The sequence below is a fragment of the Thermodesulforhabdaceae bacterium genome, assembly GCA_037482015.1.
In the GTDB taxonomy this organism is placed as follows: Bacteria; Desulfobacterota; Syntrophobacteria; order Syntrophobacterales; family Thermodesulforhabdaceae; genus JAOACS01.
Genome location: JBBFKT010000013.1, coordinates 1 through 15,541, shown reverse-complemented (window position 1 = coordinate 15,541; position 15,541 = coordinate 1). Strand labels below are relative to the sequence as shown.

13 protein-coding genes are annotated in these 15,541 nt (G+C 41.0%); 3 read left to right on the top strand and 10 right to left on the bottom strand.

The annotated features are described in order from the left end of the window. Window positions 1–144: 144 nt before the first annotated feature. Window positions 145–1,176, bottom strand: coding sequence for a radical SAM protein (locus WHS38_11065; protein ID MEJ5301517.1), 1,032 nt, complete (start codon window positions 1,174–1,176; stop codon window positions 145–147). Next, entirely contained in the window at window positions 1,173–1,937 is a 765-nt protein-coding gene (gene rnc / locus WHS38_11060) for a ribonuclease III (protein MEJ5301516.1), read from the bottom strand. Before rnc ends, WHS38_11065 begins: the two co-directional genes overlap by 4 nt. Before the next feature lie 476 nt (window positions 1,938–2,413). Between rnc and WHS38_11055 the strand changes: the two genes are divergently transcribed. Genes WHS38_11055 through pckA form a run of 3 tightly spaced genes read left to right on the top strand, consistent with a single transcriptional unit; the run spans window position 2,414 to window position 5,087 of the window. Next, a complete protein-coding gene (locus WHS38_11055; protein ID MEJ5301515.1) occupies window positions 2,414–2,881 on the top strand; it encodes a PilZ domain-containing protein in 468 nt (155 codons plus the stop codon). Between the two features lie 11 nt (window positions 2,882–2,892). Beyond that, window positions 2,893–3,474 carry an HAD family hydrolase gene (locus tag WHS38_11050; protein ID MEJ5301514.1) on the top strand — a complete coding sequence of 194 codons (582 nt, stop codon included), beginning with the start codon at window positions 2,893–2,895 and terminating at the stop codon, window positions 3,472–3,474. A gap of 14 nt (window positions 3,475–3,488) precedes the next feature. After that, a complete protein-coding gene (gene pckA / locus WHS38_11045) occupies window positions 3,489–5,087 on the top strand; it encodes a phosphoenolpyruvate carboxykinase (ATP) (GenBank protein ID MEJ5301513.1) in 1,599 nt (532 codons plus the stop codon). 335 nt (window positions 5,088–5,422) lie between these two features. Here the strand turns inward: pckA and WHS38_11040 are convergent, their stop codons facing one another. The 8 genes from WHS38_11040 to WHS38_11005 all read right to left on the bottom strand — a co-directional run. After that, window positions 5,423–5,986 carry a hypothetical protein gene (locus tag WHS38_11040; GenBank protein ID MEJ5301512.1) on the bottom strand — a complete coding sequence of 188 codons (564 nt, stop codon included), beginning with the start codon at window positions 5,984–5,986 and terminating at the stop codon, window positions 5,423–5,425. Then, complete coding sequence (locus tag WHS38_11035) at window positions 5,941–6,954, bottom strand: type II secretion system protein (GenBank protein MEJ5301511.1); 1,014 nt, start codon at window positions 6,952–6,954, stop codon at window positions 5,941–5,943. The genes WHS38_11040 and WHS38_11035 overlap by 46 nt, the downstream gene beginning before the upstream one ends. Then, window positions 6,951–7,637 (bottom strand): hypothetical protein, encoded by a 687-nt coding sequence (locus WHS38_11030; GenBank protein ID MEJ5301510.1) that lies wholly within the window; start codon window positions 7,635–7,637, stop codon window positions 6,951–6,953. Before WHS38_11030 ends, WHS38_11035 begins: the two co-directional genes overlap by 4 nt. Beyond that, entirely contained in the window at window positions 7,624–8,214 is a 591-nt protein-coding gene (locus tag WHS38_11025) for a prepilin-type N-terminal cleavage/methylation domain-containing protein (protein MEJ5301509.1), read from the bottom strand. The genes WHS38_11030 and WHS38_11025 overlap by 14 nt, the downstream gene beginning before the upstream one ends. Before the next feature lie 13 nt (window positions 8,215–8,227). Then, window positions 8,228–13,306: a hypothetical protein gene (locus WHS38_11020; GenBank protein ID MEJ5301508.1), complete on the bottom strand. Its 5,079-nt coding sequence runs from the start codon at window positions 13,304–13,306 to the stop codon at window positions 8,228–8,230. Beyond that, complete coding sequence (locus WHS38_11015) at window positions 13,303–13,635, bottom strand: hypothetical protein (protein MEJ5301507.1); 333 nt, start codon at window positions 13,633–13,635, stop codon at window positions 13,303–13,305. The genes WHS38_11020 and WHS38_11015 overlap by 4 nt, the downstream gene beginning before the upstream one ends. A 127-nt stretch (window positions 13,636–13,762) precedes the next feature. Further along, a complete protein-coding gene (locus WHS38_11010; protein MEJ5301506.1) occupies window positions 13,763–15,298 on the bottom strand; it encodes an AAA family ATPase in 1,536 nt (511 codons plus the stop codon). Window positions 15,299–15,306: 8 nt separating this feature from the next. After that, window positions 15,307–15,541: PD-(D/E)XK nuclease domain-containing protein (locus WHS38_11005; protein MEJ5301505.1), on the bottom strand; the 235-nt coding region annotated here is incomplete at its 5' end.

The following is a 15,541-nucleotide window of genomic DNA, read 5'->3' as shown; positions in this document are numbered from 1 at the left end:
GACCTGCCCGTCAATAGAGGTGTTTTTAATTCCCATACTGCCACTTTACGTCCTTTTTCCGACAAAATATGTCAGATGGTGGTGTGTTCTGGAAATTAGCAAGAGTTATTTTGTCATGAATTCTCACATGAAGCTCAATTGAACCTATAAGAACAAGTCTATGGAAAAGGCTCTATCTATGACATTGTTTTCAGGGAGAAAGAATTTAACATCTAATTCGGCTAAATTCCACCTTTTAATCCAGAAGCGGCGGTTAATGTTTTGAGGACCACAGCATTCGTAAAGAAACCTTCGAGGAACAGAGAGGAGCACTCTAGCGCCCTCACCCACGCCGAGGCGCGAAATTTCTCTGTTCACTACAAGCCGCCACCAGTGGACTCGAACAAAAAATCCAAAAGCCGGATGATAGGGACCAGCAAGAACAGATCCACCATCCAGAGCCGAATTTGCCTGAAGACCTATACGCATCACAGGAATGCCAGCATCTTCACACATCAAGAGAGCTTCTGCACACCACAAAATAGCCTCTTTAAGAGAAAGAGGCTTAAAAAACCCCTCACGATACCACCTGGCGAGAACTGTGTCGGGGAAAACCAGCAAAGGATAGAATCGCAATCCATCAGGGACTAGGGATATGGCCTTTCTCACTGTTTCCAGAAAAAGCTCCCGACTTTCACCGGGAAGACCCACCATAAGCTGAAGCCCCACTTTCCATCCAAAAGATTTTATAATCTGCACTGCTTCATCTACGACCCTTGATGTGTAGCCTCGCCTTATGATTCTCAAAAGATGATCATCCAGCGATTGAACTCCCAGTTCTATCATTGTGACAGGGATAGATTTAAGTACCTCGAGCTTTTCTACACTTACCGCATCTGGTCTTGTGGAACAGCGCACCCCTGTAAAAATGCCTTCACGGATCATGGGCTGAAGCATTTCAACAATTTCAGAAAGCGTCTCCACTGGAAGAGCCGTAAAAGTGCCGCCATAAAAGGCAACCTCACCGGGAGATTTACTTTTCAAAACCGCCTCTTTGAGAGCCTCAAGACGATCTTTTATATCCTGCAGTATTTCTTCCCTGCTGGGGGGCTTTTCGAGCGTGTTTACAGTTTGGTCACAATACACACACCGTGAAGGACAACCGTAGAAAGGCAAAAAAATAGGATAAATCCTCATTTGAACTGTCTGTTCTCTTCAGATATTTCCTGAGACTCCTGGCTACCGTCAGAAACTTTCTTTCCGGTAAGCTTCATATAAGCCACCTGAGCCGCTTTCTGCTGGGCTTCTTTTTTGGAACGTCCCCTCCCGCGCGCCAGCACCTTTTCGCCCATAAGAACACTCACATAAAAGGTCTTGGCATGATCAGGTCCTTCTTCTCGATCAATACGGTAAACAGGCGTTTGCTTAAAAGTTCCCTGCATCCATTCCTGAAGTTTTGTCTTGTAGTCTCGATCAAGTTTACTGAGAGGATCTTTATCGGAAATTGCTTCAAGAAAGGGCAAAAAATGTGTTTCCACAAAACGCATTACCACATCCAGGCCACCGTCAAGATAGATCGCCCCAAGAACAGCTTCAACAGCACCAGAGAGTATTGATGGCTTGTGTCTTCCTCCTGTTTGCTCCTCGCCTTTTCCCAGAATCAGATAGTTTCCCAGGTGAAGTCTTTCAGCAAGTCGTGCAAGTTCATCTTCGCAGACAATAGCAGATCTAAGGCGAGATAGTTCCCCTTCAGAATAATGTGGATAGCGATGCCATAAAAAATGGCTGACGGCTAGATCTAGAACAGCATCTCCGAGAAATTCCAGTCTTTCGTTATCTCTTCTTACCCGCCCTGCTTCCAGGCATTCGTAGGCAAAAGACCGGTGAGTAAGGGCTTCATTCAGCAAATCTTTGTTATTAAAGGTATAGCCGATGATACGCTCAAATTCTTCAAGCATAATCAATACCCAAAATTACCTCGCTTCTATTGAATATTCACAAGACTCTTCTAAAAAGAGTCCAAAAAGCGCCCCCATTCCCCATAGATACAAAAGGGGCAAATAAAGGACTCCGTGAGTTTAATACAATCTTTATAATTGTATAACAAGATGTAAGGGTGGTCAAAAAAGATCGTGGTAATAACATTCCTGGTTATCATATCGTAGGGGCGACGCATGCGTCGCCCCTACATTTATCTGCTGGATCATATATTTGGTCGTTTATTAGTTGCCTAAATCCAGAAAGGTCTTCCAAGTTGAGTTTAATACCTGTGTTTTTATGGTTTACGCTACCTTACTACACCATAAGGGAATTTTTCGAACATCTTTTTGATATCGTCGCCATTTCTCAAAAATTTAGCTAGATTTTCGTTCTTAGGATGTTAGAATGTTAAATGTATAGAAAGACATCAAAAACATCAAAAAGGGGTTACAAAATGAGTCCCATCGAGATCAAAAAAGCCAGAATAGACCCCAAAAAAGGCACACTGGTTGTTTGTAATCGTTGTGGAAAGATCGGGAAAATACCTCCAGGTTGCGCCGAAAATAGAAATTTATTGGTGAAATGCCCTTGTGGAAACAAATTTCATGTAATCGTTGATATGAGGATGCATTACCGAAAACCTGTTATGCTTTATGGAAAGTGCTGGCGCGAAGGTGATGATCGTGAATATTCAATGGTTGTGGAAAATCTCTCTTTTGGTGGGCTTTGCTTCAGATCACCACTTGTGAAAATGCTCAAAATTGGAGACATAGTGTATGTAAATTTCGAATTAAGGGACCACAGGAGATCCATCATCAGGCAATTGGGCATTGTGCGGCATACTGGGCATCAAAGAGCAGGTTTAGAATTTGTTCAGCAAGAAAATTACAATAAGGCATTGGCCTTTTTCCTTAGCAATTAATCAAAACTTTAATGATAGCATGGTTTTCGCAAGAAGCGAGAAAAAATAAAGAAAAGTTTATTTTGTTTCTTGACCGGGATGGTGTCATTAACCGGGATAGTCCGGACTTTGTGAGAAAATGGGAAGATGTTATAATTTATCCTGACGCCGTGGAGGGGTTAAGAAGAGCCTGCGGTCTTGGCGCAAGGCTTGTTATAGTAAGCAACCAGTCCGGTATAGGTCGAGGCTACATTTCTTTTGAGGACTTCTGGGATATTCACAGAAAAATCGCTGAAACTTTTGCTCATCACAATATTCATTTCTCAGCGGCGGTTTACTGTCCTCACCATCCTTCAGATTCCTGCCTGTGCAGGAAACCATCTCCAGAAATGATCCTTTTTATACTTAACGTGCTGGGACTGTCTCCAGATAGGAGTTTTTTCATTGGAGACAGAATATCCGACATGGAAGCAGCCAGCAGAGCAGGATGCCGGGGCATTATGCTCTGTAGAAATGACTCACCAGATATTAGCAAGATCCTACCAAAAGGTGAATATCATCTAGCTAGCAATCTCATTGAAGCTGTAATAAATATCGAAAAACTTTTACGTTAGGGGATAATTCCGCCATGGAAAACGCAAAGGATGAGGAACAATATTTGACCAAGTTGGGATTTAGACGCATAGCCGCCATACACCTCAACCTCCCCCCGCCAGCCCTTTACGAACACGCTGTAAGACGATCGGAAGGCACAATTACTTATGGTGGAGCACTGGCTGTAAGAACGGGAAAATACACGGGAAGGACGCCCAGAGACAGGTTCATCGTTAGAGAGCCATCATCGGAAGCTGATATTTGGTGGGGAGAAATAAATCAGCCCTTTGAAGAAGAAAAATTCAACCGGCTTTTCCGAAGCGTTATAGCTTATCTTGAAGGAAAAGAGCTTTTTGTTCAAGATTGCGCTGTTGGAGCAGATCCCCAATACAGATTAAGGTTACGGGTAGTGACAGAGAAGGCATGGCAGAGTCTGTTTGCATACAACATGTTTCTCAGAATACAAAACGAGGAGAATGAAATTGATAGTGAACTCGGAAGTGACCCTTTTCTGATCATCTCTGTGCCAGACTTTGAAGCCTGCCCGGAGCTGGACGGGACTGTTTCGGAGGCTTTTATAATCATCCATCTTGCAAAAAGAATAATCCTGATCGGTGGGACAGGATACGGGGGCGAAATAAAAAAAGCGGTTTTCACAGTGATGAATTACTTCATGCCAAAACACAAAGTATTTCCCATGCACTGTGCGGCAAACGTAGGGAAAGATGGAAAGGTTGCGCTTTTCTTTGGGCTTTCGGGAACAGGTAAGACCAGTCTTTCTTCGGATCCTGATAGATTTCTTATTGGGGACGACGAACACGGCTGGAGCCATTACGGAGTCTTCAATTTTGAAGGTGGATGCTATGCAAAAGTAATTCGACTTTCTGAAGAGGCTGAACCTCTCATTTACCGGTGCACGAAAAGCTTTGGAACCATTCTGGAAAATGTGATTTACGATAAAAAAAGCAGAGTAGTTGATTTAGACGACGATAGCATCACTGAAAACACCAGAGCGTCCTATCCACTTGTATCTATTGAGCAGATCTGGAGCAGTGGCGTGGCGGATCATCCATTGGATTTAATTATGCTGACCTGCGACGCTTTTGGGGTCCTTCCACCGATAGCGCTTCTTACTCCTGAACAGGCTATTTACTACTTCCTTTCTGGATACACTGCCAAGGTAGCAGGGACTGAAGCTGGCATAGTGGAGCCAGTAGCAACATTCAGCACCTGTTTTGGTGCTCCCTTTATGATTCTTTCGCCCATAAGATATGCTGAACAATTGGGAAACCGGATCAATCGCTATAAGCCTCGTTGCTGGCTTGTAAATACTGGCTGGATCAAAGGACCTTACGGGATAGGAGAACGTATCCCTATCGGGTTAACTCGCCGTATGGTAAAGGCGGCATTAAATGGGGAACTTTCTTCGGTTAATTTTCACCCGGAACCATACTTTGGACTTTTTGTGCCGGAGCGATGTCCAGATATCCCCGAAGAAATTCTTCACCCAGACAGAATGTGGAAAAATAGAGATGCTTACGCATCGTCGGCGGAGGCGCTTAAAAAGCGGTTTAGAGCAAACTTTGAGAAGTTTGCTCCTTATGTGCCAGAAGCTGTGAAAAAGGTAACGTAACCAAGTTAACCAACACTACTTGTTTTATTTAGGGAAAGACATAGGATAAGTGGTTGATAAGAAAAAATTCTATCAACTGCCACATTACTCCCACTTCGCAGAATGGATACTAAAATGAGATATGGTAAAAACTCAACAAAATTATCTGAGGGTGTTCTAAAAACTCCGTAATAGAATTGTAGGGGCGACGCATGCGTCGCCCCTACAGTGTGGTGAATCATATATTGACGTTGTTTTTAGCTACCTGAGTCTGGGAAGGTCTTCGAAGCTTAGTTTCGTCCCTGCCTTTTCTATGTTCCGCCACCCCATAAGGGAAGTTTTAGAACACCCTCAAATTACCTTGATATACGATACAACCCCTCAACATCTGCCATCAAGTTAGTGGTAGTATCTTTTGCAATAGATCTAACGACATAAACGACATAAAATGATTTACTTCCGCCGCCGCCGCCTATTCCGGTTGGTGGAGGTGGAAAAACAAGACTTTCAGATGATCCAGGAATAGGAACATATCCAACACATTGGATCGTTATGTTTATATTAAAACTACTTCCACCAAAGTCTTTTGGGGTTTCTACACGAAAATTCACGGGAGAATTAATATTACATAATCTTAGCCCTTCTACGGATACTGAAGAAGGAACTCCCAGATCACTTAGTGCATCACTATCATCACCAGCGATCGCCCTTTTAACAACAACTAAACCATGTTCAACGCCCCCAAAAGCGGCTTCCTGAGCAGAACTAAACTGCCTGCTAAAACCGGAAATTCTTAAAGTCCCTTTGAGCATATAATAGATACCCGCAATAAGAGCAGCGGCACCGATAGCAACCATAAGCGTAGTAAGGAGAGCTATTCCACGTTCGGAATAAAAATTGTTTTTTCTACTGTAGTCCATCTGTAATACCTCTCATCTTCCGTCAGGCTAATAACAATGCTATTAGATCCGAGACTACTAAAAAGACTTAAGCTACTATGGGGAAACACGATATCTTTTTCTCTACCGCTGGCTTGAACAACCATTCCCACTCTAACCATTTTAGGAACTTCAGAAGCTCTGCATGAAGTTCTCCAGTTAACGCTTCCAGTATTATAATCAACACAACCTAATCGAAACCTTAAGTCTTTAACACAGTCAAGAATGGGTGCTTTACCCACTCCACCATCAGGCGGATCTTGATCTTTCACTAGAACAGACGTGCTATTTGCACATATTTGAGGTTTGTCAGAAGAATACGATTCAATATAAAATTGAGACTCGTAACATTCGTATATTTCTGAACTCGACGCAGTTGGTATCCAGTAAGCTATTTTATTAGTAAGAACTTCATCGGAAACATATTTTTTTATTGTAGCAAGACCGTTGTTTGATACTTTGAAAACTCCAAGTTTTCTAAGCGACGCATCTGCTGTATCTATAATCATAACATAGCTATTACTTGTAGGTGGTAACATGCCAGATACACCAAACAATGATAACGATCCACTGTTAACATCAACAATTCCCCAACGTCCTCTACCCTTTCTATTTCCTACTCCTGCACTATAAATAATCAAACTTTCGCTAGCATTACCTGTGCTTTCAACAACAACAGCCGAATGACCTTCTCTTACACACCACGATCTTGACAAATTATCTCTAGAAACAGGCAAGCCATAACCAGCCAACGATATTTCTTTAAATATATATTCAAGGTCGGCAAATAAATCGGACTGGGTTTTCGCCACTTTTCTTGTGGATGTTGAATGTTTCAAAATGGAAGCAAACTGGGGAAACACAATAGCAAGAACAATCGAAACTAAAGCTATAGCTGCAAGTAGCTCAACCAGAGAAAAGCCATTTAGACCAAATTTTTTGTTTCTCATCGCGATACTCCATAGACTCTGTCTGTAACAGTAGTAACACGTTTTAATTTATAAACGCCGCTATTTATTTTGCTCACCACTGCGGAAGACTCTGATTCGGTCGGTTCAGGTTCAATCCAGTAAACTGCAGCAAATATTTTAACCTGAGATTGAAAACCGCAGGGGAAGTATCGCACAGTCCATACAGAATAGTAAGTAGTTCCACTAGCATCCTTCCTAATCGGAATAATAGCTGAGTAATCGTTGCCAGATGATGGATGATCAATTTGAGAATTAGCTGTAGAATTAATTTCACCGCTATCAATCTGTCCATTATGGTTGGAATCGTATAGATACAAATTGCCGTTACCGAGGGGATTTATCAACGTCCAGGTATCTACTATGTTACCACCACTACAAGTTTTTATTTTACCTTCGTCATATTTAAAGTATTCATCTTCATGAGCTGAACTAGGTCTAACAAGCTGGCTTAACTGGGCACCCTGTTCTACTGGAAGGCCCCTAAGGCGCTCAATAACATCATCTATCATATTATACGCAAAACTTCTTCTCTCAATAGACTTCCTCTCACCGATGCTTGTCATCGTAAAGGCAAGAAGCCCTACGGAACAAAGCATAAAAAATAACATTGCAACCAAAACTTCCAAAAGGGTAAAACCGCTAATTTCTCTACCTTCTTTCATATTGGATCCTTCCTGCAGGACTTATAATAATACTTGCGACATCAGAACCAGAGTATTTTATTGTCACTGTTGTCATTCCAAGTCCCCATGAATAGTCTCTAGGAATTCCCCTTCTGTCAAACCATATTATATAGCTACTGGGGCAAGAAGAGGTGCAGCACAGGGAATATCCGGAGGGTATTTTTCTATGCTCAAAAGTAATTCGATAAGATTCGTCATTTTCATCAGAAGTTTTAATGTAATCTCCAGGTTGGCATAAATTACCACCACAATCACTATCTGAATAACAAGGGTCATTGTTATTACTGCACCGCCCATCTTTAAGCCCAACTATTCTAAATTCGCTAGATGTGCATTCTACCCCGTGGGGCACAGAAGCCATAGAAAGGAATCTTGCTCTTTCCAAGGCGTTCAACATATCGTCTCTCAGCTTGGATGTTAATGAATTCCGGTAAACGCTCATAGCATAAGTCGATAAACTTGCCACAATCGCCACTATGGCAATAACAACCAAAAGTTCAACAAGGGAAAAAGCAATTTCGTCCTGCAGAGAAATTCTATTTTTATTCACCTTCATTTCGTCAGTTCCTCTACTTGGCAAACCAGTGGATAAACTTATCCTTAATTGGGTTTGGTTGCGTGACTTCTGTGGAAATAGGTGCACCACTTACCTGGGTTACGGCGGTAACTTTATCACCCTGCTGTCTCAAAACAACACTAGACTTAGTTGGAGGAGCTCCTTTAGCCAATTCAACTTCCACCACTACGGCCACATTATCTATCTCACCGGTCGTCCCACCCTCAGCTTTTATGATAGGCTGATAATAGGGAGTTCCTGTTGTGTAATAAACGGCAAGAAAATATGTGCTACCGCCAGAAGCACATATATCATCTACAGGCTTGAAAGGAGTTGCGATAACCGCACCTCCAGTTACAACAGGAGATGAATACAGCTTTTTCTGAGAAAGTAACCTCTGCCAGCCTCTAAAGTAGTAATTCATCTTTCCCGTGCTTTCATCATATTTATAAATAGTATCTTCAATACATTTTATAGCTTCGTCTTTTGTTTTGTTATTGCAGCCACTAATTTCTGTTGCTTCTGTAGTAAGAACCGCATCACGGATTTCGGTTATAACCTGAGTGCCGCTAGGGCATGGTGGACACACAATTTGATTATTGTTATCCACGTAACAGGATCCTTTACTAACCGTAATTCCTCCAGGACACTGACAGACATAGCTTACCGCTTTGCCTTGCCCAAACGTTGCACTGGTGGTATCAAGAAGATTCGATTCAATCACTGTGCTACAAGTCCCAGTCCCTTTCCAGCATTCATCAGGTTCTATGACGCCAAAAAACTTTTCGTTCGTGGGGTTTGCATGAGAAGTCGTCAAGTATATGCCTGTCCCAAAGTAAAGCCATCTTACATCTCGCCTATCGTGAGCCACTGCAGGAGCCGCAAAAACAGGTCTTCCTACATCAATTACTTTACTAATTGCCCATTTGGTCGGGTCTGTCTCGTATCCACTTCCATTTCTAATTCTCAATCGCCAGAGATCCCCTTGGGAATCGTTATAGGTTCCAAAATAGATATCATCTACCTGATAGTCTCCCGCTGGAAGGTCTAAATCTGTAGAAAGCATGTCACCGACTGCTTGATTAGAAACGCCGACGCTACTTAGTGAGAAAGAAGCCTTCATTTCACCTGTCTTTAAATCGAAAACATAAATGTTAGGAGATACTGGATAGGACAGAGTTGTTGTAGTTATACCAGTAGGACCACTTCCTATTACAAGATACCAGCTACCATTTTTATCTCTGTCTCCTAGTCTCACAATACCTGGAGTGGCGAAGGTAAGAGTATTGTCAGGAAGAGGTTGTTCCCAAAGTAATACCGGATTCAAATGATCTGTAATATCTATAACGATAATAGAAGAGCTGAAAGTCTTTTGATTATCACCCTCGCCAATAGTGATCTTAGAACCGCCAAGCCCCATCTGAGCAATGAGAAGACGGCGCCATGAAGCTACTGTCTTATCTGCATTCGGATTTTGAGGACCTCCAGGATCTCCAATTGAAGCATCAAGTATTGTAAAAGTCGTTTCAAGCGTGGGAATGTGGCAGTAATTTTCCTGACAATACCAGCGTAGATAGGGGATCGCATTATAAGGGATATAATTCCACACTTCCTGCCCAACAGGCTGATCCGAGCTCAACTTCGTTACCTGTTTACCCCCGTTATTGTATGTTGGGGGTAGTATATCGTCCATCTTACCAAGCCTGAAAGCATGAACCATGCCATCATTTGCTCCCATAATAATGAGAGGATCTTGGTTCTTGATAGTATTTTTTATGAAAGCAGAGTAAGTTGAATCATTATATCTAAGATCATATCCATTAACAGCAGCGTTTGGAGCAATCCTTGGTGTGGAATATACTGTATCGCCAAGCTTCCAGGTGTTCGGATTATCCAACATTGAACTGTTTCCCTGTCTGAGTCTGAAGGAATCCCCTGAAGGAGTGGGTTTATCGTAACCTCTTATGTATTTTATTACCGATTCAGCACAATCGTCATCACAAGGACCTAGTTCTAGGTCACCATAGTTCCAGTAATCCTTCAGTGTGCTATTAAGACTGGTTGTGAAATCCACTACTTCACTGGAAGTTATTTTCCCATCGTTATCTGAGTCAATGCCGGTTTTTATTTTCCGATCATTCGGGTTGACCGTAAGCAGCATTTCACCTGATTTGAAAATAGACATGATAGTTTCAAGTGGTTTAACCTGGTGATCATCACACGAAGTAGGATTACCTTCCGAGTCTAGACTAGAATAAACCATGCCAACATAGGCATTATGTGTATAGTCAAATACGAAACTCAAAGGAAGATCCTTTCTGATATCCAGAAACTTCTCTTTTTCATTTTCTTCGTTTTCATCGGTATTTTCTCTCATAAGTCCGTTTGAATCGAACCACAAAGTGGCAAGCTCTCCAACCCAGTTTATTTGAGAGTTATTCAAGATCTTAGATGGGTAGAAATAGGTTCTAGCCAGGATAGAGAATGCCGTTGTTGAAGTAGGAGGTAGTGCTACGACGGTAGTTCCTGAAGAAACTTTACGGAGAATGTCAATGAATACACTCTCTAATTGTTCTTCCATCTTAAGAGGATTTGTTACCCTAAAGTATGTATCGGGAATACCATTCCCGTCTTTGTCCCATTCCTCAGGAAGATCGGGTTTATTGTTTCCGTTGATATCATCAAATCCTCCCCATTTAGCAGCATACCACAGAGGGTCTTTTAGTTGACCGGCAGCATTTCCAGATACAGTAAAGGTTTTTTCCCAAGTTAGAGGCATATTAGCTACAATAAAAGGGGTATCGCCATCCTGACTAGCATCTTTATCTTTCACGACAAGATACTGCCCATCTTCAGTTGTTCCGGAAATTATAAAACCAAGAACTTGATCGATACAACCTGCAGCATAATCAGAAGTCAATTTTACTTTTAGCTGATTATTTCCCACAGGGGTTATCTCGTAGTTCACGAGGGCATCCATATCGTGATCTGCCCCTTGTTCAACGTCTTCAAAATTTATTCTAAACTTTGCATAAGTAACATTGCCATTAGAATCATAGTTTATTGTATCTACATAAAAATCCACAATTTGGTTGGTCGGACAAAAGGCACCCGCTTGACATGAAGAAATAGTAAGATTCCCGTTTTTCACTGATATAGTACATTTTGAACTGCAATTGTCATACACATTATAACAACCACTTATCGATTTAGCAAAGGGTGTAATCTTCACATCTTTACCACCAATTTTCAAAGAAATATCTGGAATCGGGGAAGCTAGAGCAACAGAGTAAGTAGTTACATTAGGACGTCCAGGATCTGACAAATTAGCATTCCATTTGGTTCTTCCATAATATGAAACAGCAGCAGAATAATAACTTCCCTGCTTTGTTGGTTCTTCAGGACATAGTCCTCTTATTGTGGATAATGAAGAAACATTTTTGGGAGAACATACAAAATCATTCTGACTTCCTGACTGACCAATGAAGTAATTCCCGGAAATAGTTTCGGTGGAAGTTATTTCATCAGCGAGGGATTGAACATTCATATCACTCAAATCTCCAGTAAAAGATCCAAAATACGAACCAGGGAGACTGTCGGAATCATAGCTTGGGTTAATGTCACTTAATACTATCATAAAAGATTTTGCACACCATGGAAAAAGCTGTGGGACACTGTAGGTAGTGCTACCTTGATTTATTCCCCAGGAAGGTTTAGGAAGATTAATAGTGCTATCTTGAGTGCCATCATAAGTAAAGCCTGAAGTTGGAGAACTTTTTCCTGCTAAGTATCTCAGCGCTTCATACATCATTTCTGCTATAGGATTTCCCCACATGCGACACTCACCTTCGTTCAAAGAATGATCAGTAATCCAACCACAGGTACCACCTGAAGAATCCTGATAAGAATAATCAGAATACCTAAATCCTATAACTTTCATTCTATCAAAGGTGAGAATTATATTCCCTTGAACATTCTCAGAAGTCTGAAATATTCCGGTTTGACTATTAATTTCATCTAATACCGTCCATATATTTTTTCTCAAAACGCCGCCACTTGTATTTTTAGTATATGACCCGGTGAATAAACCAAAATACATTTGAGATTTATCTATACATAGTCCATTGTCCTTATAAGATCCCTCATATTTTTTACAATCATCATCTGTCTTACAGGGATAAAAAGACTTGGAACATACCTTTTCGCTAACTTTTGGTTCTCCATATTTTTGTAATAATCCTATCGGCTTATATGTTCTATATACCTGGTTACCTGATGTATACTTATATACTTTGCAGTTCGATTCGAGCCCAATATCTTTGTCACACACTTTAACTTTAACAGAGTAGTCGTAAGGAGTACCAAGACTATTGTCACACACGGGTCTTTCCTTTGATGTCCATTCCCATATCCTTTTGTCCTTATTTTTTAAGACTCTAATGACAGGAACTGCGCCATCTGATTTACTGACAACACAAAAAAGGTGGCGTTTTCCACTTTCTGGTTTTCCAATAGGAACAAGTTTATCAATATTTGGGACATAACTTCTCTCACCCGCTATCTCGCTAATTTCCTTTCCCCAGCTATGAGCATCCTGAGGAATGTAGGCACCGGATAGAACTGTTTCATTCGAACTGTCAGTTTCTCTATGTCCACCATATAATACTTTTCTTAAAACATCCATCCTGGACATTGTAAGCCAGTTCAAGAAATTGCCACTCCATTCACCAGAGTTTCCGCAATATTTGTCGTTAGTTACTCTAACAGGAACAAATAGCGCACTACCCCCCGATCCTTGGTATTTGTAGCATTTATATGGATCGAAATATCCATAATAGTCTATGGAATGCTTATATCCAACATCTACTTCACCATCCTCGTCCAAATCGGAAGCATCATTGTAAGCTTCGTAATACAACTTATGATCTCTGCCAGCCACTAGTGTTACTAGAGCCGGAGCAGAGGCACCTTCTCCGATTACAAAAGGCGGAACATAACAATAACTATTCATATTAGGTTGTGCATGAGCTTCGATAGAAAAAAGAACAGTAGCCAGAAAAAAAAGCGAAAAAACCAAGCTTTTAGTTCTCATCTTCTATACTCCTCTATTATAACTTCCACAGCCTGTCCTTTTACAATTTTAACAGTGACCGATTTTCCCACTTGAGCATCACTAAAGAAAGCTGGTTCTTGGTAAATATGCCCACTTTTTTCTATGTGTTTCAACCACTTAACGTCAGAAGCCAGGGGGATTTCTTTATTGGTATCAAGAACTTTCAAAACAAGCATGTTTTTATTAATATTCTCAAGCCTGCCATTAATGTATATGTGATCATCCGCTATCAAAACAAAAGGAATTAAAAACATAGGAGAGAACAGCAAAAAAAGGATACTTATATGTAAGACTTTTGCTAACCTCATTGACATCCTCCCTGATATTTTGCTGTGCTTTATCATATCAAAATTCTAATTGATTATAAGCTTTCTATCACTCTAGACTGACAAGTCACGTGAAAAAATCGTGAAACGGAAGCAATGTAATCAGCAACTACACTTCTTCAACATCAGAACCCACAATGTTTCTGCTTTCTCGGCTAAATTCAATCCCAAGAAGATATATCTTTCTTGAACCGTCTGCATATTTTTCCCAGTATTTCTTTTCTTTTAGCTGACTAAGGGCCTTCCCCCCCTCCAGCTCAACAACCTTGAATTCCATAATGTAAACCTTATCCCCATAGAAAACTGTCATGTCTATCTTTCCTGCGCTTGTTGCGTCTTCCACCACCACATCAAATCCGCTGGCGCAAAAATAGGCATACACTACACTTGCATAATATCCCTCATACCCCCCTATGTCGTTTCGCCTGTACCAATCGTGTGGAATACTTGAGAAAAAGCTATGAAAGATCTTCCTGACCGAATCAAAATCGTTCTTTGCTACAGCTTCCTTAAGAAACCCTTTGTTCCTCTCAACCTGCCGGGGAGCCTTCGTGTAATACGACAAAAGATGATCGTTAAAGCTTACCCTAACTTCCTTGTTCGGAAACTTCAAAAAGTAAAGAGCCCCTGTATCTCTCCATTCCTTGCCGGCTATGGTCAAATATCCCGTCTGAAACATCAAATTCTCTGGATAAATCTCATCTATATCAAAGCTCCCTATCAGTTTTTCTCCCGCATCAAGTGTCTCTACTTCAGGAAGATAAAACCGGTTTTCAAACATAAGCTTTATCAAAAACGTCGGTGTTCCTGTCTCAAACCAGTAGGGGCGAAATTCTCCTTCGGCAAGATACAGAAGAATATCGAAGGGATTGTAAACCTTTTCTCCAAGCCAGGAATATCCATCATACCAGCATCTGACCTTTTCAAGATCAACTCCTGAAAGCCTTTCTGAAAAAACCTCTTCAAACTCCCCCTGCGTATAACCGCATATGCTTCCATATCGGGGATTTAAGGTGATATCCTGAAGTTGATTCAACCCGCTGAATAAAGATACCTTGCTGAATTTTGATACTCCAGTAATAAACACAAACTTTAGATAGGCATCCAGGGGTTTCAATACACCGTAGAAATTCTTCAGGACTTCCCTTATCTCAATAGCAGCTTCCTTATCTTCTATCCTGTCCAAGATTGGTTTGTCGTATTCGTCTATTAGAACGACCACTTTGCTTTCATACTTTTCCGAAACCTTTTCTATAAGTTCTCTAAATCTAAGATTAAGGAGTTCTTCTTCGTAGATTATACCGTAAGACTTACCGTGTCTCCGAAGAATCGACTCAATTGTCTTAGACAGTGCATCCTTGGAATCAATAACCCCTTCAGCAAAGTCTATATAAATTACGGGATAACTTTTACTCCAGTCCCAGTGATCGTAAAGATAAAGTCCTTTGAAAAGCTCTCTTTTCCCAAGAAAGGCTTGCCTTAGAGTGTCCAGAAACAAAGATTTACCGAAACGACGAGGACGAGAAAGAAAATAATATTTACCTTCACAGACAAGCTTTTCAATAAAGCGAGTTTTATCCACGTAGTAATAATCTTCCGATCTTATTTCTTCAAAACTCTGAATCCCTATAGGAAGTTTATTCATCTCATTCCTTACCTTACTTCTTCAACATCAAATCCCACAATGTTTCTGCTCTCACGACTGAATTCAATCCCAAGAAGATATACCATCCTTGACCCATTTGCATACTTATCCCAATATCTTTTCTCTTTTAGTTGGCTAATTGCCTTTTCCTCACCTTCAAGCTCAACAACCTTGAATTCCATAATGTAAACTCTGTCCCCATAGAAAACCGTCATGTCTATTCTTCCTGTGCTCGTTACGTCC